General features: G+C 54.8%; 21 protein-coding genes. 20 read left to right on the plus strand and 1 reads right to left on the minus strand.

Features of this window, described 5'->3' with window-relative positions:
* Positions 1-611: 611 nt before the first annotated feature.
* From sdhC to sucD, 8 genes are all read left to right on the plus strand, one after another.
* A complete protein-coding gene (gene sdhC, locus ACMGGH_RS11890; protein WP_026080740.1) occupies positions 612-1016 on the plus strand; it encodes a succinate dehydrogenase cytochrome b556 subunit in 405 nt (134 codons plus the stop codon).
* Entirely contained in the window at positions 1010-1357 is a 348-nt protein-coding gene (sdhD, locus tag ACMGGH_RS11895; protein ID WP_003858621.1) for a succinate dehydrogenase membrane anchor subunit, read from the plus strand. The genes sdhC and sdhD overlap by 7 nt, the downstream gene beginning before the upstream one ends.
* Positions 1357-3123, plus strand: a complete 1767-nt coding sequence (gene sdhA, locus ACMGGH_RS11900) for a succinate dehydrogenase flavoprotein subunit (RefSeq protein ID WP_041910764.1) — start codon at positions 1357-1359, stop codon at positions 3121-3123. Before sdhD ends, sdhA begins: the two co-directional genes overlap by 1 nt.
* A 15-nt stretch (positions 3124-3138) precedes the next feature.
* Complete coding sequence (gene sdhB, locus ACMGGH_RS11905; RefSeq protein WP_008501090.1) at positions 3139-3855, plus strand: succinate dehydrogenase iron-sulfur subunit SdhB; 717 nt, start codon at positions 3139-3141, stop codon at positions 3853-3855.
* A 223-nt stretch (positions 3856-4078) separates the two neighbouring features.
* Positions 4079-6886: a 2-oxoglutarate dehydrogenase E1 component gene (sucA, locus tag ACMGGH_RS11910; RefSeq protein ID WP_041910763.1), complete on the plus strand. Its 2808-nt coding sequence runs from the start codon at positions 4079-4081 to the stop codon at positions 6884-6886.
* 14 nt (positions 6887-6900) lie between these two features.
* Positions 6901-8121, plus strand: a complete 1221-nt coding sequence (gene odhB, locus ACMGGH_RS11915) for a 2-oxoglutarate dehydrogenase complex dihydrolipoyllysine-residue succinyltransferase (protein WP_041910762.1) — start codon at positions 6901-6903, stop codon at positions 8119-8121.
* A 95-nt stretch (positions 8122-8216) separates the two neighbouring features.
* Entirely contained in the window at positions 8217-9383 is a 1167-nt protein-coding gene (gene sucC, locus ACMGGH_RS11920; RefSeq protein ID WP_006809579.1) for an ADP-forming succinate--CoA ligase subunit beta, read from the plus strand.
* A complete protein-coding gene (gene sucD, locus ACMGGH_RS11925; RefSeq protein WP_008501094.1) occupies positions 9383-10252 on the plus strand; it encodes a succinate--CoA ligase subunit alpha in 870 nt (289 codons plus the stop codon). Before sucC ends, sucD begins: the two co-directional genes overlap by 1 nt.
* 83 nt (positions 10253-10335) lie before the next feature.
* Here sucD and ACMGGH_RS11930 read toward each other — a convergent pair whose 3' ends face one another.
* Complete coding sequence (locus ACMGGH_RS11930; protein ID WP_232947988.1) at positions 10336-11055, minus strand: GntR family transcriptional regulator; 720 nt, start codon at positions 11053-11055, stop codon at positions 10336-10338.
* Positions 11056-11227: 172 nt separating this feature from the next.
* Between ACMGGH_RS11930 and mngA the strand changes: the two genes are divergently transcribed.
* From mngA to pal, 12 genes are all read left to right on the plus strand, one after another.
* A complete protein-coding gene (gene mngA, locus ACMGGH_RS11935; protein WP_232947989.1) occupies positions 11228-13144 on the plus strand; it encodes a PTS 2-O-a-mannosyl-D-glycerate transporter subunit IIABC in 1917 nt (638 codons plus the stop codon).
* 24 nt (positions 13145-13168) lie between these two features.
* The gene (mngB, locus tag ACMGGH_RS11940) at positions 13169-15799 is read left to right on the plus strand and encodes a mannosylglycerate hydrolase (protein WP_232947990.1); all 2631 of its coding nucleotides are present in this window, start codon (positions 13169-13171) and stop codon (positions 15797-15799) included.
* Positions 15800-16479: 680 nt separating this feature from the next.
* Positions 16480-18048, plus strand: coding sequence for a cytochrome ubiquinol oxidase subunit I (cydA, locus tag ACMGGH_RS11945; RefSeq protein WP_028012385.1), 1569 nt, complete (start codon positions 16480-16482; stop codon positions 18046-18048).
* Between the two features lie 15 nt (positions 18049-18063).
* Complete coding sequence (gene cydB / locus ACMGGH_RS11950) at positions 18064-19203, plus strand: cytochrome d ubiquinol oxidase subunit II (protein WP_028012386.1); 1140 nt, start codon at positions 18064-18066, stop codon at positions 19201-19203.
* Positions 19204-19217: 14 nt separating this feature from the next.
* Positions 19218-19331: a cytochrome bd-I oxidase subunit CydX gene (cydX, locus tag ACMGGH_RS11955; RefSeq protein ID WP_003858598.1), complete on the plus strand. Its 114-nt coding sequence runs from the start codon at positions 19218-19220 to the stop codon at positions 19329-19331.
* Entirely contained in the window at positions 19331-19621 is a 291-nt protein-coding gene (ybgE, locus tag ACMGGH_RS11960) for a cyd operon protein YbgE (RefSeq protein WP_008501100.1), read from the plus strand. The genes cydX and ybgE overlap by 1 nt, the downstream gene beginning before the upstream one ends.
* 148 nt (positions 19622-19769) lie before the next feature.
* Positions 19770-20174 carry a tol-pal system-associated acyl-CoA thioesterase gene (ybgC, locus tag ACMGGH_RS11965; RefSeq protein ID WP_003858593.1) on the plus strand — a complete coding sequence of 135 codons (405 nt, stop codon included), beginning with the start codon at positions 19770-19772 and terminating at the stop codon, positions 20172-20174.
* Positions 20171-20863, plus strand: a complete 693-nt coding sequence (tolQ, locus tag ACMGGH_RS11970; protein WP_008501101.1) for a Tol-Pal system protein TolQ — start codon at positions 20171-20173, stop codon at positions 20861-20863. Before ybgC ends, tolQ begins: the two co-directional genes overlap by 4 nt.
* 3 nt (positions 20864-20866) lie before the next feature.
* The gene (gene tolR / locus ACMGGH_RS11975) at positions 20867-21295 is read left to right on the plus strand and encodes a colicin uptake protein TolR (protein WP_003858589.1); all 429 of its coding nucleotides are present in this window, start codon (positions 20867-20869) and stop codon (positions 21293-21295) included.
* A 28-nt stretch (positions 21296-21323) separates the two neighbouring features.
* Positions 21324-22577, plus strand: a complete 1254-nt coding sequence (gene tolA / locus ACMGGH_RS11980; protein WP_028012388.1) for a cell envelope integrity protein TolA — start codon at positions 21324-21326, stop codon at positions 22575-22577.
* Positions 22578-22711: 134 nt separating this feature from the next.
* Positions 22712-24004, plus strand: coding sequence for a Tol-Pal system beta propeller repeat protein TolB (gene tolB / locus ACMGGH_RS11985; protein ID WP_013097529.1), 1293 nt, complete (start codon positions 22712-22714; stop codon positions 24002-24004).
* Positions 24005-24039: 35 nt separating this feature from the next.
* On the plus strand, positions 24040-24561 hold the full coding sequence (gene pal / locus ACMGGH_RS11990) for a peptidoglycan-associated lipoprotein Pal (RefSeq protein WP_003858578.1): 522 nt from the start codon (positions 24040-24042) through the stop codon (positions 24559-24561).
* The last annotated feature ends 2 nt before the right edge of the window (positions 24562-24563 follow it).

Genomic DNA, 24563 nt, shown 5'->3' on the forward strand with positions numbered 1-24563 from the left:
AAGACTGCTTTTACCGGATTTGCCTTCAGCTGTTAATCACCGTTACCAGATTGTTATTTGGCTTACCGCTCAGCTCACGAGGAGTAACCAGGGTACAGAGCTATGGCGCCTTGCAGGTAAACGAATGAAATATCAGTGAAACAACAGCAAATCAGCGTTTTTGCAGTCCGAATTATTCAAACCTGTATATCACTAATAACTGTCCTGATAACTTCGGTCAATACCATCACACTGTTACATAACTATTTGTCAGGTGAAAGAGAGACCTCATAACTTTTGCGCATTATATGCCTTTTCTGATGACGTTTGTAACAATATTGTTTAACATTTGTCAAATCAGATGATTAAAAATTAAAAAGATGTTGTTATCGTGACCCTGATCACTGTTCCAGAGAAAACCCAACAAACTGTATGTAGGTTAATTGTAATGATTTTGTGAACGGCCTATACTGCCGCCAGGTCTCCGGAACACCCTGCAATCCCGAGCCACCCAGCGTTGTAACGTGTCGTTTTAGCATTTGGAAGCAATGTTTTGCATGACGCGCAGTTATAGAAAAGGAACGCTGCTTGACCCGCATCGCAGTCCGGAGGAAGGAAACAATAAGAACAGCATGTGGGCGTTATTCATGATAAGAAATGTGAAAAAACAAAGACCTGTCAATCTGGATCTCAAAACGATCCGGTTCCCTGTAACAGCAATAGCGTCCATTCTGCACCGTGTTTCTGGTGTGATTACGTTTGTGGCGGTCGGTATTTTGCTGTGGTTACTGGGCACCAGCCTCTCTTCCCCTGAAGGATTCCTCCAGGCCTCGGCCATCATGAATAGCTTCTTCGTGAAATTTATCATGTGGGGCATTCTCACCGCGCTGGCCTATCACGTTGTTGGCGGCGTACGCCACATGCTGATGGACTTTGGCTATCTGGAAGAGACGTTCGAGGCCGGGAAACGTACCGCGAACATTTCATTTGTGATCACTGTCGTGCTTTCACTTCTCGCAGGAGTTCTCGTATGGTAAGCAACGCCTCCGCATTAGGACGCAACGGCGTACATGACTTCATTCTGGTCCGCGCTACCGCCATCGTCCTCACGCTTTACATCATCTATATGATCGGTTTCTTCGCGACCAGCGGCACGCTGACGTGGGAAATCTGGAGTGGTTTCTTCGGATCGGCCTTCACCAAAGTGTTCACCCTGCTGGCCCTGTTCTCCATCCTTATCCATGCCTGGATCGGCATGTGGCAGGTGTTGACCGATTACGTTAAACCGCTGGCGATTCGCCTTCCGCTGCAACTGATTATTGTTGTTGCGCTGCTGGTTTACGTCATTTATGGATTTGTTGTGGTGTGGGGTGTGTAATGAAACTGCCAGTCAGAGAATTTGATGCTGTTGTGATTGGTGCGGGTGGCGCAGGTATGCGCGCCGCACTGCAAATTTCCCAGAGCGGCCAGACCTGTGCGCTGCTCTCTAAAGTGTTCCCGACCCGTTCCCACACTGTGTCCGCGCAGGGCGGTATTACCGTTGCGCTGGGTAACTCCCATGAAGATAACTGGGAATGGCACATGTACGACACGGTAAAAGGTTCCGACTATATCGGCGACCAGGATGCCATCGAATATATGTGTAAAACCGGCCCGGAAGCGATTCTGGAGCTGGATCACATGGGTCTGCCGTTCTCCCGTCTGGAAAATGGCACCATCTATCAGCGTCCGTTTGGCGGTCAGTCGAAAAACTTCGGCGGCGAGCAGGCGGCACGCACCGCGGCGGCGGCTGACCGTACCGGTCACGCACTGCTGCACACCCTGTATCAGCAGAACCTGAAAAACCATACCACCATCTTCTCCGAGTGGTATGCGCTGGATCTGGTGAAAAACGCCGATGGCGCAATTGTTGGCTGTACCGCGCTGTGCATCGAAACCGGTGAAGTGGTTTACTTCAAAGCCCGCGCGACCGTGCTGGCGACCGGCGGTGCAGGCCGTATTTACCAATCCACCACCAACGCCCACATCAACACCGGTGACGGTGTCGGTATGGCTATTCGCGCCGGCGTACCGGTGCAGGACATGGAGATGTGGCAGTTCCACCCAACCGGTATTGCCGGTGCGGGCGTGCTGGTCACCGAAGGCTGCCGCGGTGAAGGTGGCTACCTGCTGAACAAACACGGCGAGCGCTTCATGGAGCGTTATGCCCCGAATGCGAAAGACCTGGCGGGTCGTGACGTGGTGGCGCGTTCCATCATGATCGAAATCCGTGAAGGCCGCGGCTGCGATGGCCCATGGGGTCCACACGCGAAGCTGAAGCTCGACCATCTGGGTAAAGAAGTGCTGGAATCCCGTCTGCCGGGCATCCTGGAACTGTCCCGTACCTTCGCGCACGTCGATCCGGTGAAAGAGCCGATTCCGGTTATCCCAACCTGCCACTATATGATGGGCGGTATTCCGACCAAAGTGACCGGTCAGGCGCTGACCGTGAACGAGCAGGGCGAAGACGTGGTCATTCCTGGCCTGTTCGCGGTAGGCGAAATCGCCTGCGTATCCGTACACGGCGCCAACCGTCTGGGCGGTAACTCGCTGCTGGACCTGGTTGTATTTGGTCGTGCGGTGGGTCTGCATCTGCAGGAGTCCATTGCCGAGCAGGGCGCGCTGCGTGATGCAACCGACGACGAAATCGACGCCTCTCTTGAACGCCTCAACCGCTGGAACGGTAACCGTAACGGCGAAGATCCGGTGGAAATCCGTAAAGCGCTGCAGGAGTGCATGCAGCACAACTTCTCGGTATTCCGCGAAGGCGATGCGATGGCCAAAGGCCTTGAGCAGCTGAAGGCGATCCGCGAGCGTCTGAAAAATGCCCGTCTGGACGACACCTCCAGCGAGTTCAACACCCAGCGCGTTGAGTGCCTGGAGCTGGATAACCTGATGGAAACCGCATTCGCAACCGCGATGTCGGCAAACTTCCGTACCGAAAGCCGTGGCGCCCATAGCCGCTTCGACTTCCCGGATCGTGACGATGAAAACTGGCTGTGCCATTCTCTGTATCTGCCAGAGTCGGAAACCATGACGCGTCGTAACGTCAACATGGAACCGAAACTGCGTCCGGCGTTCCCGCCGAAGATTCGTACTTACTAATGCGGAGACAGGATAATGAAACTCGAATTCTCAGTTTATCGTTATAACCCGGATGTTGATGACGCTCCGCGCATGCAGGACTATACCCTCGAAGCGGAAGAAGGTCGTGACATGATGCTGCTGGATGCCTTAATCCAGCTGAAAGAGAAAGATCCTACGCTGTCGTTCCGCCGCTCCTGCCGTGAAGGGGTATGTGGCTCTGACGGTGTGAACATGAACGGCAAAAACGGCCTGGCCTGTATCACGCCAATTTCAGCGCTGCAGCGTCCTGGTCAGAAAATTGTTATCCGTCCTCTGCCAGGCCTGCCGGTCGTGCGTGATTTGGTGGTAGACATGGGGCAATTCTATGCACAATATGAGAAGATTAAGCCTTACTTATTGAATAATGGGCAAAATCCACCCGCTCGCGAGCACTTACAGTCTCCTGAGCAGCGTGAAAAACTCGATGGTCTGTACGAGTGTATTCTCTGCGCATGCTGTTCAACGTCCTGCCCGTCGTTCTGGTGGAACCCGGACAAGTTTATCGGCCCTGCGGGTCTGCTGGCTGCCTATCGCTTCCTGATCGACAGCCGCGACACCGAAACCGACAGCCGTCTGGAAGGATTAAGTGACGCTTTCAGCGTATTCCGCTGCCACAGCATCATGAACTGCGTCAGTGTGTGTCCGAAGGGGCTGAACCCGACGCGCGCCATCGGCCATATTAAGTCGATGCTGCTGCAGCGCAGTGCGTAAGTAGTGAGAGGGGAGCGCTGTTCCCCTCACCCTAACCCTCTCCCAAAGGGAGAGGGAATAAATTGCAGAAACCTTTAAAAACTGCCCTGAAGTCTAGACAGTTTCTAAAGGTTCCTTCGCGGGCCAAATGAAAAGAGCTCGCAGGTGAACCCCGGCACGTACACGCGGTGTGCGTGGTAGTTTCTACGGCGAAAGTAAGCATAAAAATGCTTAAGGGATCACGATGCAGAACGGCGCAATGAAAGCCTGGCTGGACTCTTCTTACCTCTCTGGTGCCAACCAGAGCTGGATAGAACAGCTCTATGAAGACTTCTTAACCGATCCTGACTCAGTGGACGCAAACTGGCGTTCCATGTTCCAGCAGTTGCCTGGTACAGGGGTCAAACCGGATCAATTCCATTCCAAAACACGTGATTATTTCCGTCGTCTGGCGAAGGATGCCTCACGTTACTCTTCTGCGATTTCCGACCCTGACACCAATGCGAAGCAGGTTAAAGTCCTGCAGCTTATCAACGCTTATCGCTTCCGCGGTCACCAGCATGCGAATCTCGATCCGCTGGGACTGTGGCAGCAGGAACGTGTGGCCGATCTCGATCCGGCGTATCACGATCTGACCGAGGCCGATTTCCAGGAAAGCTTTAACGTAGGTTCCTTTGCCATCGGCAAAGACACGATGAAGCTGGGCGATCTGATTGACGCGCTCAAGCAAACCTACTGCGGCTCCATCGGCGCGGAATATATGCACATTACCTCTACCGAAGAGAAACGCTGGATCCAGCAGCGCATCGAATCCGTAGCGGGCCACGCGACCTTCTCGGCCGACGAGAAGAAACGCTTCCTCAGCGAACTGACCGCAGCGGAAGGGCTTGAGCGCTATCTGGGCGCGAAGTTCCCGGGCGCAAAACGCTTCTCGCTGGAAGGCGGCGACGCGCTGGTGCCGATGCTGAAAGAGCTGATTCGCCACGCAGGCAAGAGCGGCACCCGTGAAGTGGTGCTCGGCATGGCGCACCGTGGTCGTCTGAACGTGCTGGTCAACGTGCTGGGTAAAAAACCGCAGGACCTGTTCGACGAATTCGCGGGCAAACATAAAGAACACCTCGGCACCGGCGACGTGAAGTACCACATGGGCTTCTCGTCAGATATCGAAACCGAAGGCGGTCTGGTTCACCTGGCGCTGGCGTTTAACCCGTCACACCTGGAAATCGTCAGCCCGGTGGTTATCGGTTCCGTGCGCGCGCGTCTGGATCGTCTGGACGAGCCGAGCAGCAATAAAGTGCTGCCAATCACCATTCACGGTGATGCGGCGGTCACAGGGCAGGGCGTGGTTCAGGAAACCCTGAACATGTCGAAAGCGCGTGGTTATGAAGTGGGCGGTACCGTTCGCATCGTGATCAACAACCAGGTGGGCTTCACCACCTCTAACCCGCTGGATGCCCGTTCTACCCCGTACTGCACCGACATCGGTAAGATGGTACAGGCGCCAATCTTCCACGTTAATGCGGATGACCCGGAAGCCGTGGCTTTCGTGACCCGTCTGGCGCTGGACTTCCGTAATACCTTTAAGCGCGATGTGTTCATTGACCTCTTCTGCTACCGCCGTCACGGCCACAACGAAGCGGATGAGCCAAGTGCAACCCAGCCGCTGATGTACCAGAAAATCAAAAAACACCCGACCCCGCGCAAAATCTATGCTGACAAGCTGGAAAGCGACAACGTGGCGACGCTGGAAGATGCGACCGAAATGGTCAACCTCTACCGCGACGCGCTGGATGCGGGTGAATGCGTGGTGAAAGAGCTGCGCCCGATGAACATGCATTCCTTTACCTGGTCGCCGTACCTCAATCACGAGTGGGATGAGAGCTACCCGAACAAGGTTGAGATGAAGCGCCTGCAGGAGCTGGCTAAACGCATCAGCACTGTGCCGGACGCTATCGAGATGCAGTCTCGCGTGGCGAAAATCTACGCCGACCGTCAGTCCATGGCGGCAGGCGAGAAGCTGTTCGACTGGGGCGGGGCGGAAACGCTGGCCTACGCAACGCTGGTTGACGAAGGCATTCCTGTTCGTCTGTCCGGTGAAGATGCGGGCCGTGGGACCTTCTTCCACCGTCACGCAGTGGTTCACAACCAGTCTAACGGTTCAACCTACACTCCGCTGCAGCACGTGCATAACGGTCAGGGCCAGTTCAAGGTCTGGGACTCCGTGCTGTCTGAAGAAGCGGTCCTGGCATTCGAATACGGTTACGCCACGGCGGAACCGCGCACCCTGACCATCTGGGAAGCGCAGTTCGGCGACTTCGCCAACGGTGCGCAGGTCGTTATCGACCAGTTCATCTCCTCCGGCGAGCAGAAGTGGGGCCGCATGTGTGGCCTGGTGATGCTCCTGCCGCACGGTTATGAAGGCCAGGGTCCGGAGCACTCCTCCGCGCGTCTGGAACGTTATCTGCAGCTCTGCGCCGAGCAGAACATGCAGGTCTGCGTGCCGTCCACCCCGGCTCAGGTGTACCACATGCTGCGTCGTCAGGCGCTGCGCGGTATGCGCCGTCCGCTGGTGGTGATGTCGCCGAAATCCCTGCTGCGTCATCCGCTGGCGGTGTCCAGCCTGGAAGAGCTGGCGAACGGCACTTTCCTGCCGGCCATCGGTGAAATTGACGAGCTGGATCCGCAGGCCGTTAAGCGTGTCGTAATGTGTTCTGGTAAGGTTTATTACGACCTGCTGGAACAGCGCCGTAAGAACGATCAGAAAGATGTCGCCATCGTGCGTATCGAACAGCTTTATCCGTTCCCGCATCAGGCGATGCAGGAAGTGCTGAAACAGTACGCTCACGTACATGATTTTGTCTGGTGCCAGGAAGAGCCGCTCAACCAGGGCGCATGGTACTGCAGCCAGCATCATTTCCGTGAAGTGATTCCATTTGGGTCAGCCCTGCGCTATGCAGGTCGCCCGGCCTCCGCCTCTCCGGCGGTAGGGTATATGTCCGTTCACCAGAAGCAGCAACAAGATCTGGTCAATGACGCGCTGAACGTCGATTAATTAAAGGATACATAATGAGTAGCGTAGATATTCTTGTTCCCGACCTGCCTGAATCCGTAGCAGATGCGACCGTCGCTACCTGGCACAAAAAACCAGGCGATGCCGTTAAGCGCGATGAAGTGCTGGTAGAAATCGAAACTGACAAAGTGGTACTGGAAGTACCGGCTTCGGCGGATGGCGTTCTGGACGCGGTGCTGGAAGATGAAGGCACCACCGTCACCTCTCGTCAGATCCTGGGGCGCCTGCGTGAAGGCAACAGCGCGGGCAAAGAGTCCAGCGCGAAGTCTGAGGAGAAAGCCTCTACGCCGGCTCAGCGCCAGCAGGCTTCTCTGGAAGAACAGTCTAACGACGCCCTCAGCCCGGCGATCCGTCGCCTGCTGGCTGAACACAGCCTTGACCCGGCAGCCATCAAAGGCACCGGTGTGGGCGGTCGTCTGACCCGCGAAGACATCGACAAGCACCTGGCGAAAGCGCCTGCTCAGGCGGAAGCGAAAGCCCCTGTGGCCGCGCCGGCAGCACAGCCTGCGCTGGGTGCCCGCAGCGAAAAACGCGTACCGATGACGCGTCTGCGTAAGCGCGTGGCCGAGCGTCTGCTGGAAGCGAAAAACTCCACCGCGATGCTGACCACCTTCAACGAAGTGAACATGAAGCCAATTATGGACCTGCGTAAGCAGTACGGTGACGCGTTTGAAAAACGTCACGGTATCCGTCTGGGCTTCATGTCCTTCTACGTGAAGGCGGTGGTTGAAGCGCTGAAACGCTACCCGGAAGTGAACGCGTCTATCGATGGCGATGACGTGGTTTACCACAACTACTTCGACGTCAGCATGGCGGTTTCTACCCCACGCGGCCTGGTGACCCCGGTTCTGCGTGATGTGGATACCCTGGGTATGGCTGACATCGAGAAGAACATTAAAGAGCTGGCCGTGAAAGGCCGCGACGGCAAGCTGACCGTAGACGACCTGACCGGCGGTAACTTCACCATTACCAACGGCGGCGTATTCGGCTCGCTGATGTCTACCCCGATCATTAACCCGCCGCAGAGCGCGATCCTGGGTATGCATGCCATTAAAGATCGCCCGATGGCGGTTGACGGTAAAGTTGAGATCCTGCCGATGATGTACCTGGCGCTCTCTTACGATCACCGCCTGATCGACGGCCGCGAGTCCGTGGGCTTCCTGGTAGCCATTAAAGAGCTGCTGGAAGATCCAACGCGTCTGCTGCTGGACGTCTAGTAACGATTTAGCATCACCTGCCCCGTGGACCGGCACACGCTGCGCCGGTCTACAGGTTTGAAGATAACGATTACCCTGAAGGATGGATAGAACACATGAACTTACATGAATATCAGGCCAAACAGCTGTTTGCCCGGTATGGCTTACCGGCTCCGGTGGGTTATGCCTGTACTACCCCGCGTGAAGCAGAAGAAGCCGCATCTAAAATCGGTTCCGGCCCGTGGGTAGTTAAATGTCAGGTTCACGCTGGTGGCCGTGGTAAAGCGGGCGGTGTGAAGGTTGTTAAGAGCAAAGAAGAGATTCGTGCGTTTGCTGAACATTGGCTCGGCAAGCGTCTGGTGACCTACCAGACAGATGCGAACGGCCAGCCGGTTAACCAGATCCTGGTCGAAGCGGCGACCGACATCGCGAAAGAGCTGTACCTGGGCGCGGTGGTTGACCGTAGCTCCCGTCGCGTGGTGTTCATGGCGTCTACCGAAGGCGGCGTGGAAATTGAAAAAGTGGCGGAAGAGACCCCGCACCTGATCCACAAAGTGGCTATCGATCCGCTGGCGGGCCCAATGCCTTATCAGGGTCGCGAGCTGGCGTTCAAGCTGGGTCTGGAAGGCAAGCTGGTTCAGCAGTTCACCAAGATCTTCATGGGCCTGGCGACTATCTTCCTTGAGCGCGATCTGGCGCTGATTGAGATCAACCCGCTGGTGATCACCACCCAGGGCGACCTGATCTGCCTCGACGGCAAGCTGGGCGCTGACGGCAACGCGCTGTTCCGCCAGCCGGATCTGCGTGAAATGCGCGACCAGTCTCAGGAAGATCCGCGTGAAGCACAGGCTGCTCAGTGGGAGCTGAACTACGTGGCGCTGGATGGCAACATCGGCTGCATGGTTAACGGTGCGGGCCTGGCGATGGGCACCATGGACATCGTTAAGCTGCACGGCGGTGAGCCGGCAAACTTCCTTGACGTGGGCGGTGGCGCAACCAAAGAGCGCGTAACCGAAGCGTTCAAAATCATCCTCTCTGACGACAACGTTAAAGCGGTACTGGTTAACATCTTCGGCGGCATCGTCCGTTGCGACCTGATTGCAGACGGCATCATCGGTGCGGTAGAAGAAGTGGGTGTTAACGTTCCGGTGGTTGTGCGTCTGGAAGGTAACAACGCTGAACTCGGCGCGAAAAAACTGGCTGACAGCGGCCTGAATATTATTGCAGCGAAAAGTCTGACGGATGCAGCTCAGCAGGTTGTTGCCGCAGTGGAGGGGAAATAATGTCAGTTTTAATTAATAAAGATACCAAGGTTATCTGCCAGGGCTTCACCGGTAGCCAGGGGACTTTCCACTCCGAACAGGCGATTGCCTACGGCACGCAGATGGTTGGCGGCGTAACGCCAGGTAAAGGCGGCACCACGCACCTGGGCCTGCCGGTGTTCAACACCGTGCGTGAAGCGGTAGAAGCGACGGGCGCAACCGCGACCGTGATCTACGTTCCGGCACCGTTCTGCAAAGACTCCATTCTGGAAGCGATCGACGCAGGCATCAAGCTGATCATCACCATCACCGAAGGCATCCCGACCCTGGATATGCTGACCGTGAAGGTGAAGCTGGACGAAGCAGGCGTGCGCATGATCGGCCCGAACTGCCCTGGCGTGATCACTCCGGGCGAATGCAAAATCGGCATCATGCCTGGCCACATTCACAAGCCGGGCAAAGTGGGCATCGTTTCCCGTTCCGGTACCCTGACCTATGAAGCGGTTAAGCAGACCACCGACTACGGCTTCGGCCAGTCCACCTGCGTGGGCATCGGCGGTGACCCAATCCCGGGATCTAACTTCATCGACATCCTGAAGCTGTTCCAGGAAGATCCGCAGACCGAAGCGATCGTGATGATCGGTGAGATCGGTGGTAGCGCGGAAGAAGAAGCGGCTGCTTATATCAAAGAACACGTGACCAAGCCAGTCGTGGGCTACATCGCGGGTGTGACTGCGCCGAAAGGCAAGCGTATGGGCCACGCGGGCGCGATCATCGCCGGCGGTAAAGGTACGGCTGATGAGAAGTTTGCTGCGCTGGAAGCCGCAGGCGTGAAGACCGTTCGCAGCCTGGCGGATATCGGCGAAGCACTGAAATCCATCATTAAGTAAGTCCTCTCTGCTCCCCGAATGGGGAGCGATGAAGTATAAAAATGTCCGTTTCGACATGGTTGGCCGCTGTAAAGCGGCCTTTTTTATTGCCTGCGTCTGGCGACGAGAGTGAACTTGTAGTCGTCGGTATTGAACACGTTGCGGCTGTATTCAAACACCCGTCCGTCCTTCAGGAACCCGCGGGAGACTTTTTCCAGGATCGGCTTTGCCGGATCGAGCGACAGCGCGGCGATCGCCTCCTCTGACGGCATGATCGGCATCAACTCCTGCTCGCTGCGATCGATAACCAGATTTTTGATCTGCTCAACGTAGTGATATTTCGAATTCTCCATCACTTCCCAGGTGAGGTCGGGAAACATGGCCAGCGGCATCCATGTCTCCTCCAGGTTCACCGGCTTCTGCTTGATGAATCGCACGCGCTTAACGTGCCAGACCTTATCTTCCACGCCAACTGCTAATGTTGCCGCCAGCCGCGCATCGGCTTTCACCACTTCAAAGATTTTGACATCACTGTGCGTATCGACATGACGATCCGCCAGCTTTTCGTAAAAGCCGGTGAGCTGATAAATATCGTAATTGACGCGCTCCTCTTTTTTTACATAAGAGCCGCTGCCCTGAATACTTTCGATGATCTGCTCATCGGCGAGCAGTTTCAGGGCCTGCCGCACGGTGACGCGGCTGACGCGAAACGCCTCCTGAAGACTGGACTCCGTCGGCAGCGCGTCTCCCGGTTTTAATTCCCCGGCGTTGATTTTCTCGCGGAACGCATCGGCTATCTGCCGGTACATCGGTTTGTTGCCCATTTTATCGCGCCTGCTTAATACCTTTTCAGGGAATTATGCATTCAACTGATGATTTGTAAATAATACAATTAAAATACAAATTTGGCTTTTAGTGAAAGTGATCACATAAATGTATTATCAGGTCTGCCAGAATCCTCCCCCAGACAATAACTCTGTATAGGTGAGGATCTTTATGAACCTGACGACTCTGACCGATCCGCGTGCTGTTTGCGTTCAGGCGCAGTTTACCCGCCGGGATGAGGCAATCCGTCAGCTTACGGCGCGGCTGGTGGCGCTGGGCAAAATCGCTGATGCCGATGCGTTTCTGGAGGAGGTGTTTCATCGGGAATCGCTTGGGCCGACCGCGCTGGGTGAAGGACTGGCCGTTCCTCACGGTAAATCAGCCGTCGTGAAGGAGGCGGCTTTTGCCGTGGCAACTCTGCGAAAACCGCTTGCATGGGAAGGCGTGGACGGGCCGGAAGAGGTTGAGCTGGTTTTTCTGCTCGCCATTCCGCCAGCAGAAGCGGGTTCGACCCATATTCAGGTGCTGACGGAGCTGACGTCTCGCCTGGCGGATGACGATCTCAGGGCGCGCGTGATGGCTGCTACCACGTCGGAAGACGTGCTTGCTGCGCTTGAAGCTGCCCCTGACACGGAAGAGGCAGCCGTCGCGCTGAATGCCCCGACAATCGTCTGCGTGACCGCCTGTCCGGCCGGGATCGCGCATACCTATATGGCCGCAGAGTACCTGGAAAAAGCGGGACGTAAGCTTGGCGTCAACGTGGTGGTCGAAAAACAGGGGGCGAACGGCATTGAGGGGCGCATTACCGTGCAGCAGCTTCGTGAGGCCAAAGCATGCATTTTTGCCGCAGAAGTGGCGATCAAAGAGAGCGAGCGTTTTCAGGGGATCCCCGCTATCTCCGTGCCCGTCGCGGAGCCTCTGCGCCATGCTGATGCGCTGATTGAGCGCGCGCTGGCGCTGCAGCCTGCATCCGATGCGCGTCCTGCGCATGTCGATACCGAAACGAAAAAGAGCGTTAAAACTGAACTCAAGCAGGCACTTCTCAGCGGTATCTCTTTTGCGGTGCCGCTGATCGTCGCTGGCGGTACGGTGCTGGCCGTGTCGGTACTGCTGGCGCAAATCCTGGGTCTGCAGCACCTGTTTAACCAGGAAAACTCGTGGCTGTGGATGTACCGCAAGCTTGGCGGCGGCATGCTCGGCATTCTTATGGTACCTGTTCTGGCGGCCTATACCGCGTATTCGCTGGCGGATAAACCTGCGCTGACGCCGGGCTTTGCGGCCGGTCTTGCTGCCAATATGATCGGCTCCGGTTTTCTGGGCGCTATCGTCGGTGGGCTGATCGCGGGCTATCTGATGCGCTGGGTGAAAAACCACATCCGGCTCAGTAGCCGCTACAACGGCTTTCTGACCTTTTATCTCTATCCGGTGATTGGCGTGCTGGGCGCGGGCAGCCTGATGCTGTTTGTGATTGGCGAACCGGTGGCCTGGCTCAATAACACGCTCACCGTCTGGCTTAACGGTCTCTCCGGCGCGAATGCGCTGCTTCTGGGGGCAATCCTCGGGTTTATGTGCTCATTCGATTTGGGTGGCCCGGTCAACAAAGCCTCTTACGCGTTTTGCCTGGGGGCGATGGCGAACGGCGTTTATGGGCCTTACGCAATCTTTGCCTCCGTCAAAATGGTCTCAGCCTTCACCGTCACGGCGTCGACGATGCTGGCGCCGAAGCTGTTTAAACCGTTTGAAATTGAAACCGGTAAATCAACGTGGCTGCTCGGCCTGGCGGGCATTACCGAAGGGGCGATCCCGATGGCGATTGAAGATCCGCTTCGCGTCATTGGCTCATTTGTGCTCGGCTCCATGGTAACAGGCGCGGCTGTCGGTGCGATGGGGATCGGGTTGTCTACCCCGGGGGCCGGGATTTTCTCTCTCTTTTTACTTCACGATGCCGGGTTGAGCGGTGTGGTTGCGGCAGCGGGCTGGTTTGGCGCGGCGCTGGCGGGGACCGCTGTCTCCACGTTTGTTCTGCTGCTCTGGCGACGTCAGGCTGTAAAAAAGGGCAAGTACCTCACAGAAGACGCCATACCGTAAAAACTCACAAAACAGGAAACGAAGATGAAAGCTGTATCTCGCGTTCATATCACGCCGCATATGCACTGGGACCGTGAGTGGTACTTCACCACTGAAGAGTCGCGCATTCTTCTGGTCAATAATATGGAAGAGATCCTGACCCGCCTGGAGCAGGACGACGAGTATAAATATTACGTCCTTGATGGCCAGACGGCGGTGCTGGAAGATTATTTTGCCGTCGTGCCCGAAAACCGCGCGCGGGTAAAGGCGCTTGTGGAGCGCGGAAAACTGATTATCGGCCCCTGGTATACCCAGACCGATACCACGATTGTCAGCGGCGAGTCGATTGTCCGCAACCTGATGTACGGCATCCGGGACTGTATGGCGTTCGGCGAGCCGATGAAGATCGGCTATCTGCCGGATTCGTTTGGTATGTCCGGCCAGCTTCCGCATATCTATAACGGATTTGGCATTACCCGGACGATGTTCTGGCGCGGCTGCTCGGAACGACACGGGACCGCTAAAACCGAATTTCTCTGGCAGAGCCAGGACGGCAGTGAAGTCACGGCGCAGGTGCTGCCGCTGGGCTACGCGATTGGTAAGTACTTACCGGAGGACGAAGCCGGGCTGCGAAAACGGCTCGACAGCTATTTCGACGTTCTGGAAAAGGCCTCCGTCACCAAAGAGATTTTGCTGCCCAACGGTCACGATCAGATGCCGCTGCAGCAGAACATTTTCTCCGTGATGGATAAGCTGCGTGAAATCTATCCGCAGCGTCAATTTGTAATGAGCCGCTTTGAAGAGGTGTTTGACCACATTGAGGCACGCCGCGATGAACTGGCGACCCTGAAAGGGGAGTTTATCGACGGGAAATACATGCGCGTGCACCGGACAATCGGCTCCACGCGCATGGATATCAAAATTGCCCATGCGCGTATTGAGAACAAAATTGTCAACATCCTCGAACCGCTGGCGACGCTTGCATGGACGCTGGGCTTCGATTATCACCACGGCCTGCTGGAGAAGATGTGGAAAGAGATCCTTAAAAACCACGCTCACGACAGCATCGGCTGCTGCTGCAGCGACAAGGTGCATCGTGAGATTGTCTCTCGTTTTGAACTGGCTGAAGACATGGCAGATAACCTGGTGCGTTTCTATATGCGCAAGATTGTCGACAACATGCCGCAAAGCGACGCCGACAAACTGGTGATGTTCAACCTGATGCCCTGGCCGCGTGAAGAGGTGATGAACACCACGATTCGACTGCGCGCCAGCCAGTTCCGTCTGTTGGATGATAAAGGCAACGAGATCCCGTATTTCATTCGCAGCGCGCGCGAGCTGGACCCTGGTCTCATTGACCGGCAGATTGTCCATTACGGTAATTATGAGCCGTTTATGGAGTTTGATATTCAGATCAGCCAGATACTGCCGTCGATGGGCTACCGTACGCTGTTTATCGAGCCAAACGTGGCCGGGAAGGTGGTCTCTCCGGCGATAAACACCGAATCCTTGCTCGAAAACGCCTTCTGGCAGATTGATTTAAATAACGACGGTACGCTGCGCCTGCGCGACAAAGAAACCGGGCTGATTTATGACCGGGTGCTGGAAATCGAAGAGAGTTCGGATGATGGCGATGAGTACGACTACTCGCCTTCGCGGGAAGAGTGGAGAGTCACTTCAGCGCAGGGGGAGCATCAGGTCGAGGTTATACACGAAGGCTGGCAGAGCAGGGCGGTGATTCGCCATCAGATCGCGGTACCGGCTAATCTGGCCGAACGCGCGGCGCGTCAGCGAAGCGGGTCTCTCGGCGCTGAGTTTGAAATCACGCTTAGCCACCACAGCAGGCGTATTGATGTGGCGGTGCGTCTGGATAATCAGGCTGACGACCACCGCGTCCGCGTGCTGATCCCTACGCCGTTTATGACAGAGGACGTGTTAGCGGATACGCAGTTTGGCACCCTCACTCGTCCGGTGCAGGATGCGGCGATGGAAAACTGGCAGGAGGAGGGGTGGAAAGAAGCGCCGGTTCCCGTCTGGAATTTACTCAACTATGCCGTCCTGCAGGAAAAACGAAACGGGCTTGCGCTGTTCACCGAAGGACTACGCGAGTTTGAAGTAGTAGGTGAGGATAAAAAAGCCTTTGCCCTGACCCTGCTGCGCGGCGTGGGGTTACTCGGCAAAGAAGATTTGCTGTTGCGCCCCGGTAGGCCTTCAGGAATCAAAATGCCTGTTCCTGACTCCCAGGTGCGCGGTTCGTTAAGCTGTCGCTTTAGCCTCTTCAGCTTCAGTGGAACGCCGGAAAACGCGGGCGTCGCGCAGCAGGCTAAATCGTGGTTAACGCCGGTGCAGTGCTATAACAAAATTCCCTGGGACGCGATGAAGCTCAATCGCTCGTCGTTTACCACGCCGGAAAGTTACAGCCTGCTGGCGCTTTCGCCCACGGGATGCGTACTCAGTACGCTCAAAAAGGCTGAAGATCGAGACGAGCTCATTCTTCGTCTGTTCAACCCTTCCGAGTCCAGCGCGTGTGACGCGACGTTATCCGTGGGTCCGACCGTGAAACGGTGCTGCGAAACGGACATGAATGAACGGATAATAGACAATCGTGAAGAAGAGGGCATCGTCGGGACGTTCAGACCGGGACAGTCACGAACCTTCAGCATTCTTCTTGCCTGAAAACCGCTGACACGATCAAAAGGCCGCAGAGTTTGCGGCCTTTTTTCATTAAATAGTCACGCTTCGGTGTTAACTTCCAGGATAATAAAAGTAAATTAAATGTAATTTCTAAGGGTTGCAAAAACAGAATGGAAAAATAAACTGGCCCAGCTACGCTTATTGTTTGTCCCGCTTCGACAGGGCATTTTTCTCTCGCGTTAATTAAAATCACTTCTGTTTATATTTTTTTTGGTCTTCGATAACCAATCGCATCTTTGCATGCACATATCATTAACATGGTTTTTACCATTCTCACCGCAGCTAAACATGATTAACATCAAGACCGGTTTTTGATTTAAATCAAAGTTTAATGCTTGGAAAAAGATGCCGAAAAGCGCTAAATTGTCCCCGATCAAAATGGCCGAAAAGTGGTAATTTTGCTATAAATTGATCGCCGTCGAAAAACGTAAATGTGATTCAATAAAAACCTGTTTATTGTAAGGGTTTTGCAGCGTATTATATTTGCGGGATCAATTTGAGTTTTTTATTAACCTATTTGTAACCTGTCGTCATCGTTTTTATCCTTCTCCAGGGTAATAACGACGACCAGGATGCGAATAATTTGTATTGGGGCATGCGTGTGAATCTCTTTCTTACGGGGTTCACTCTCGGAGTCTTCATGCGATGAGCAAGGAGTCATAATGTTAGACGTAGTCGAACTGTCGCGCTTACAGTTTGCCTTGACCGCGATGTACCACTTCCTGTTTGTGCCGCTGACGCTCGGTATGGCGTTCCTGCTGGCAATTATGGAAACGGTTTACGTCCTCTCCGGCAAACAGATTTATAAAGATATGACCAAGTTCTGGGGCAAGTTGTTCGGTATCAACTTCGCGCTGGGCGTGGCAACCGGTTTGACCATGGAGTTCCAGTTCGGGACTAACTGGTCTTACTATTCCCACTATGTAGGGGATATCTTCGGTGCGCCGCTGGCCATTGAAGGCCTGATGGCCTTCTTCCTCGAATCCACCTTTGTAGGTCTGTTCTTCTTCGGTTGGGACCGTCTGGGTAAAGTCCAGCACATGGCCGTAACCTGGCTGGTGGCATTAGGTTCGAACCTGTCCGCGCTGTGGATCCTGGTAGCGAACGGCTGGATGCAGAACCCGATCGCGTCTGACTTCAACTTCGAAACCATGCGTATGGAGATGGTCAGCTTTGCCGAGCTGGTCCTGAACCCGGTTGCTCAGGTTAAATTTGTTCACACCGTGGCATCTGGCTACGTGTGCGGCGCGATGTTCGTGTTGGGTATTAGCTCCTACTATATGCTGCGCGGTCGTGACTTCGCGTTTGCCAAGCGCTCCTTTGCTATCGCTGCAAGCTTCGGTATGGCTGCAATCCTCTCCGTTATCGTTCTGGGTGATGAATCCGGTTACGAAATGGGTGACGTGCAGAAAACCAAACTGGCCGCTATCGAAGCCGAATGGGAAACCCAGCCGGCACCTGCTGCCTTTACGCTGTTCGGTATTCCCGATCAGGACGCGCAGGAAAACCGCTTCGCCATCCAAATTCCTTACGCGCTGGGTATCATCGCAACCCGTTCTGTCGATAAGCAGGTAACGGGTCTGAAGGAGCTGATGGTTCAGCACGAAGAGCGTATCCGTAACGGTATGAAGGCTTACTCGCTGCTGGAACAGCTGCGTGCCGGCTCTACCGATCAGGCCGTTCGCGATCAATTTAACGACGTGAAGAAAGACCTGGGCTACGGTTTGTTGCTGAAACGTTATACCCCGAACGTTTCTGATGCGACGGAAGCACAGATTCAGATGGCGACCAAAGACTCGATTCCACGCGTTGCGCCACTGTACTTCGCATTCCGTATCATGGTGGGCTGCGGCATCATCATGCTGCTGATCATTGCGGCGTCCTTCTGGTCCGTGATTCGTAACCGCATCGGCGAGAAAAAATGGCTGCTGCGCACCGCGCTGTACGGTATTCCACTGCCGTGGATCGCGATTGAATCCGGCTGGTTTGTAGCGGAGTATGGCCGTCAGCCATGGGCGATTGGTGAGGTACTGCCAACGGCGGTCGCGAACTCTTCCCTGACGGCAGGCGACCTGATCTTCTCCATGCTGCTGATCTGTGGTCTGTACACCCTGTTCCTGGTGGCTGAACTGTTCCTGATGTTCAAGTTCGCGCGCCTTGGCCCAAGCAGCCTGAAAACCGGTCGCTATCACTACGAGCAGTCCACTGTGACTACTCAGCCGGCACGCTAAGACAGGAGTCATCAAATGATCGATTATGAAGTATTGCGTTTTATCTGGTGGCTGCTGGTTGGCGTTCTGCTGATCGGTTTCGCCGTCACGGATGGTTTCGACATGGGGGTGGGGATGCTCACCCGTTTCCTCGGTCGTAATGACACCGAGCGTCGAATCATGATTAACTCCATCGCCCCTCACTGGGACGGTAACCAGGTGTGGCTGATCACCGCAGGCGGCGCGCTGTTCGCTGCCTGGCCGATGGTCTACGCGGCTGCGTTCTCCGGCTTCTATGTGGCGATGATTCTGGTGCTGGCCTCTTTATTCTTCCGTCCGGTCGGTTTCGACTACCGTTCCAAGATTGAAGATACCCGCTGGCGCAACATGTGGGACTGGGGCATCTTCATTGGTAGCTTCGTTCCACCGCTGGTGATTGGCGTGGCATTCGGTAACCTGCTGCAGGGCGTACCGTTCCACCTCGATGAATACATGCGTCTTTACTACACCGGTAACTTCTTCCAGCTGCTGAATCCGTTTGGCCTGCTGGCCGGTGTGGTGAGCGTGGCGATGATCATCACTCAGGGCGCAACTTACCTGCAGATGCGTACTGTGGGTGAACTGCACCTGCGTTCCCGTGCTACTGCTCAGGTGGCGGCACTGGTGACCCTGGTTTGCTTCGCTCTGGCAGGCGTGTGGGTGGTGTACGGTATTGATGGCTACGTGGTGACGTCTGCGATTAACCACTCGGCACCGTCTAACCCGCTGACCAAAGAAGTGGCGCGTCAGGCTGGTGCATGGCTGGTGAACTTCAACAATACCCCTGCGCTGTGGGCGATCCCGGCTCTGGGCGTGCTGCTGCCGCTGCTGACCGTGCTGACGTCTCGTCTGGAGAAAGGTGCTCTGGCGTTCGTGTTCTCTTCACTGACGCTGGCGTGCATCATCCTGACGGCGGGTATTGCCATGTTCCCATTCGTCATGCCATCCAGCACCATGCTGAATGCTAGCCTGACCATGTGGGATGCAACCTCCAGCCATATGACGCTGAACTTAATGACTTACGTTGCTTGCGTGTTCGTTCCGATTGTTCTGGCATACACCATCTGGTGTTACTGGAAAATGTTCGGTCGTATCACCAAAGAACATATCGAAAGCAACACCCACTCTATGTACTAAGTAAGGAGCTGAATATGTGGTATTTCGCATGGATTTTAGGGACGCTTCTTGCCTGTGCTTTTGGTGTCATCACTGCCCTGGCGCTTGAGCACGTCGAAGCGACCAAAGCGGGTGAAGAAAAACACTGATGAATATTATCGCGAAGCTTTACGCGGTAATGGATAAGCGCCCGTTACGGGCGCTTTCTTTAGTGATGGCATTACTGCTGGCAGGCTGTATCTTCTGGGACCCGTCGCGCTTTGCGGCAAAGACCAGCGAGCTTGAGATCTGGCACGGCTTCCTCATCATGTGGGCAGTGTGTGCCGGGGTGATCCACGGCGTGGGCTTTCGTCCGAAAGCCGTTCACTGGCAGGGAATTTTTTGCCCGCTGATTGCCGATCTGGTGCTTCTCGCCGGTTTGATTTTCTTCTTCTTCTGAATAAGAAATGTCCGTTAACGTTATGGGCTTACCCGAGCCCATAAAAATTTACTCTCCGTTTACTTTCCCCCATTCCAAACCATCTTCCCCGCGCGTATAGTAGCGAAGTTTAAAAGCTCTAACTTTTGTTGCATTACTGGGATGTAAAGTGAATACAACGCTGTTTCGATGGCCGGTTCGTGTCTATTACGAAGATACCGATGCCGGTGGTGTGGTTTACCACGCCAGCTACGTTGCTTTTTATGAACGGGCACGCACAGAGATGCTGCGCCATCATCACTTTAGTCAACAGGTGCTGTTGGCTGAGCGAGTTGCCTTCGTGGTACGCAAGATGACGCTTGAGTATTTTGCGCCTGCCAGACTCGACGATATGCTCGAAGTCCAAACTGAAATTACATCAATGCGCGGGACCTCACTGGTTTTCACGCAGCGGATAGTCAACGCAGAGAACACCGTACTGAACTCAGCTGAAGTACTGATTGTTTGTGTTGATCCAACCATAATGAAGCCTCGTGCGCTTCCTAAGTCTATTGTCGCGGAGTTTAAGCAGTGACTGACATGAATATCCTTGATTTGTTCCTGAAGGCAAGCCTTCTGGTTAAACTTATCATGTTGATTTTGATTGGTTTTTCAATCGCATCCTGGGCCATCATTATCCAGAGAACGCGTATCCTCAATGCAGCTGGCCGTGAAGCGGAAGCATTTGAAGATAAGTTCTGGTCGGGTATTGAACTTTCTCGCCTGTATCAGGAGAGCCAGGGACGCCGTGAAAACCTGACCGGCTCCGAACAAATTTTCTATAGCGGATTCAAAGAGTTCGCTCGTCTGCATCGGGCAAACAATCATGCGCCGGAAGCCGTCGTGGAAGGGGCATCGCGTGCGATGCGTATCTCCATGAACCGCGAGCTGGAAAATCTTGAAACGCACATTCCTTTCCTCGGCACCGTGGGTTCTATCAGCCCGTATATCGGTCTGTTTGGTACCGTGTGGGGGATCATGCACGCCTTTATCGCGCTTGGCGCGGTGAAGCAGGCGACGTTGCAGATGGTTGCACCGGGTATCGCTGAAGCACTGATTGCGACCGCTATCGGTCTGTTTGCGGCAATTCCGGCGGTAATGGCTTACAACCGTCTGAACCAGCGCGTGAACAAACTGGAACTGAACTACGACAACTTTATGGAAGAGTTCACTGCGATTCTGCACCGTCAGGCGTTTACCAGCACCGAGAGCAACAAGGGGTAAACCATGGCCAGATCGCGTGGACGAGGTCGTCGCGAGCTCAAGTCCGAAATCAATATCGTGCCACTGCTGGACGTTCTGCTGGTACTGCTGCTGATCTTCATGGCAACAGCGCCCATCATTACCCAGAGTGTGGAAGTCGATCTGCCGGATGCGACAGAATCACAGGCGGTGAGCACCAATGACGATCCTCCGGTTATCATTGAGGTTTCCGGCGTAGGGCAGTACAGCGTGGTGGTAGAAAAAGATCGTATGGATCAGCTGCCACCTGAGCAGGTTATTGCCGAAGCGCAGCGTCGCCTGGAGTCAAATCCGAAAACGGTCTTCTTAATCGGTGGCGCGAAAGACGTACCCTACGATGAAATTATTAAAGCGCTGAACTTGCTACATAGTGCGGGTGTTAAGTCAGTTGGCTTAATGACTCAACCTATTTGATCATCCGCGTAGTTTTTGGGAACCGATAGTGTCAAAGGCAACCGAACAGAACGACAAGCTTAAGCGAGCGATAATCGTCTCCGCAGTGCTGCACGTTATTCTTTTTGCAGCGCTGATCTGGAGTTCGTTCGACGAGCATATTGATGCATCAGCAGGCGGCGGTGGAGGGTCTTCCATTGACGCCGTAATGGTGGATCCCGGTGCGGTAGTGCAAAACTATAATCGCGAACAACAGCAGAAGGCGAGTGCCAAACGGGCTGAAGAGCAGCGTGAAAAACAGGCGCAACAGCAGGCGGAAGAACTGCGTGAAAAGCAGGCCGCCGAGCAGGAGCGTTTGAAGCAGCTTGAGAAAGAACGTTTGCAGGCGCAGGAAGCCGCGAAAGCGCAGGCGGAACAGCAGAAGCAAGCCGAAGAGGCCGCGAAGAAAGCGCAGGAACAGCAAAAGCAGGCGGAAGAGGCGGCAGCAAAAGCCGCAGCGGATGCCAAAGCGCAGGCTGATGCCCAGGCAAAATTAGCAGCAGAAGCGGCCAAGAAAGCGGCTGCCGATGCCCAGAAGAAAGCTGAGGCCGAAGCCGCGAAGAAAGCCGCTGCGGATGCCCAGAAGAAAGCCGAAGCGGAAGCCGCGAAGAAAGCCGCTGCTGACGCACAGAAGAAAGCTGAAGCGGAAGCCGCGAAGAAAGCCGCTCAGGACGCAGAGAAGAAAGCGGCTGCCGAGGCTGCGAAGAAAGCCGCTGCGGCTGAGAAGGCTGCTGCCGAAAAAGCTGCCGCCGCTGAAAAAGCCGCTGCTGATAAAAAAGCTGCAGCTGAGAAGGCCGCTGCCGATAAGAAAGCAGCTGCTGAAAAAGCGGCTGCTAAAAAGGCTGCTGCCGCTGAAAAAGCCGCGGCCGCCGCAGGGGTTGACGATCTGCTGGGGGATTTAAGCTCCGGTAAGAATGCACCGAAAACGGGCGGTGGTGCGAAAGGAAACAACGCAGCGCCGACCGGAAGTGGTAACACTAAGAGTAACGGTGCGACAGGGGCTGAAATCAACGGCTATGCCGCGCAGATTAAATCGGCGATTGAAAGCCGGTTCTACGATGCGTCTTCCTATGCCGGTAAAACGTGTACGCTGCGTATAAAACTGGCTCCGGACGGCATGCTGCTTGATATTAAGTCTGAAGGTGGCGACCCGGCTTTATGTACTGCGGCTCTGGCTGCAGCGCGTCAGGCGAAGATGCCTAAACCGCCTTCTCAGGCAGTCTATGAAGTCTTCAAAAATGCGCCGCTGGACTTCAAACCTTAAGTTACATTTTCCCCGTGCAAACGGGGAAAAATAGACCAGGTTTAGTCACAGGGTTCGGGTAGTTTTGTCTATTTGAGTTTGTTAACATTCTGCTAAATTATCGTGGGTAAGGTTACCCGGATAAGGGAGATATGATGAAGCAGGCATTACGTGTAGCATTTAGTTTTTTAATGCTGTGGGCAGCAGTCCTGCACGCAGAAGTACGTATCGAGATCACCCAAGGGGTGGACTCGGCACGCCCAATCGGTGTTGTTCCGTTCCAGTGGGCCGGTCCTGGCGCTGCACCTGAAGATGCCGGTGGCATCGTGGCGGCTGACCTGCGTAACAGCGGTAAATTCAACCCGTTAGATCGTTCTCGTCTGCCGCAGCAGCCGGGCAGTGCGCAGGAAGTCCAGCCTGCTGCATGGTCTGCGCTGGGTATCGATGCCGTGGTGGTGGGGCAGGTTACGCCTAATCCGGACGGTTCTTACAACGTGGCCTGGCAGCTAGTGGATACCGGCGGTGCACCGGGTACCGTTCTGGCACAGAACTCTTACAAGGTCACTAAACAGTACCTGCGCTACGCGGCACACGCGGCCAGCGACGCGGTATTCGAAAAGCTGACCGGTATTAAAGGTGCGTTCCGTACCCGTATCGCATATGTGGTACAGACCAACGGCGGTCAGTTCCCGTACGAGCTGCGCGTATCTGACTACGACGGTTACAACCAGTTCCTGGTGAAACGCTCTTCACAGCCGCTAATGTCTCCAGCCTGGTCTCCGGACGGGTCTAAACTGGCCTACGTGACCTTCGAAAGTGGCCGTTCTGCGCTGGTTATCCAGACGCTGGCTAACGGTGCGGTGCGTCAGGTAGCGTCGTTCCCACGTCACAACGGTGCGCCTTCCTTCTCTCCAGATGGGTCTAAACTGGCGTTTGCGCTGTCTAAAACCGGTAGCCTGAACCTGTACGTGATGGACATTGGCTCCGGCCAGATCCGTCAGGTGACTGACGGTCGCAGCAACAATACTGAACCATCATGGTTCCCGGACAGCCAAAACCTGGCGTTTACCTCTGACCAGGCAGGCCGTCCACAAATCTATAAAGTGAACATTAACGGCGGTGCTCCGCAGCGTATCACCTGGGAAGGCTCTCAGAACCAGAACGCAGACGTGAGCAGCGACGGTAAATTCATGGTAATGGTCAGCTCCAACGGTGGGCAGCAGCACATTGCCAAACAAGATCTGGTAGCGGGTGGCGTTCAAGTTCTGTCGTCAACGTTCCTGGATGAAACGCCAAGTCTGGCACCTAACGGCACTATGGTAATCTACAGCTCTTCTCAGGGGATGGGATCTGTGCTGAATCTGGTTTCTACAGATGGGCGTTTCAAAGCGCGTATTCCGGCCACTGATGGACAGGTAAAATCACCTGCCTGGTCGCCGTATCTGTAAATAATAATTAATTGATTACTAAAGGAATCATAGAAATGCAACTGAACAAAGTGCTGAAGGGGCTGATGATCGCTCTGCCTGTAATGGCAATCGCAGCGTGTTCTTCTAACAAGAACGCCAGCAATGACCAGAGCGGCGAAGGCATGATGGGTGCCGGTACCGGTATGGACGCGAACGGCAATGGCAACATGTCTTCTGAAGAGCAAGCGCGTCTTCAGATGCAGCAGCTGCAGCAGAACAACATCGTTTACTTCGATCTGGATAAATACGACATCCGTTCTGACTTCGCTGCGATGCTGGATGCTCACGCTAACTTCCTGCGTAGCAACCCATCTTACAAAGTCACCGTAGAAGGTCACGCGGACGAACGTGGTACTCCAGAGTACAACATCTCCCTGGGTGAACGTCGTGCTAACGCCGTTAAGATGTACCTGCAGGGTAAAGGCGTTTCTGCTGACCAGATCTCCATCGTTTCTTACGGTAAAGAAAAACCTGCAGTACTGGGTCACGACGAAGCGGCTTACTCCAAAAACCGTCGTGCCGTACTGGTTTACTAAGA

The organism is Enterobacter sp. BNK-16 (assembly GCF_048684955.1).
GTDB lineage: Bacteria > Pseudomonadota > Gammaproteobacteria > Enterobacterales > Enterobacteriaceae > Enterobacter > Enterobacter bugandensis.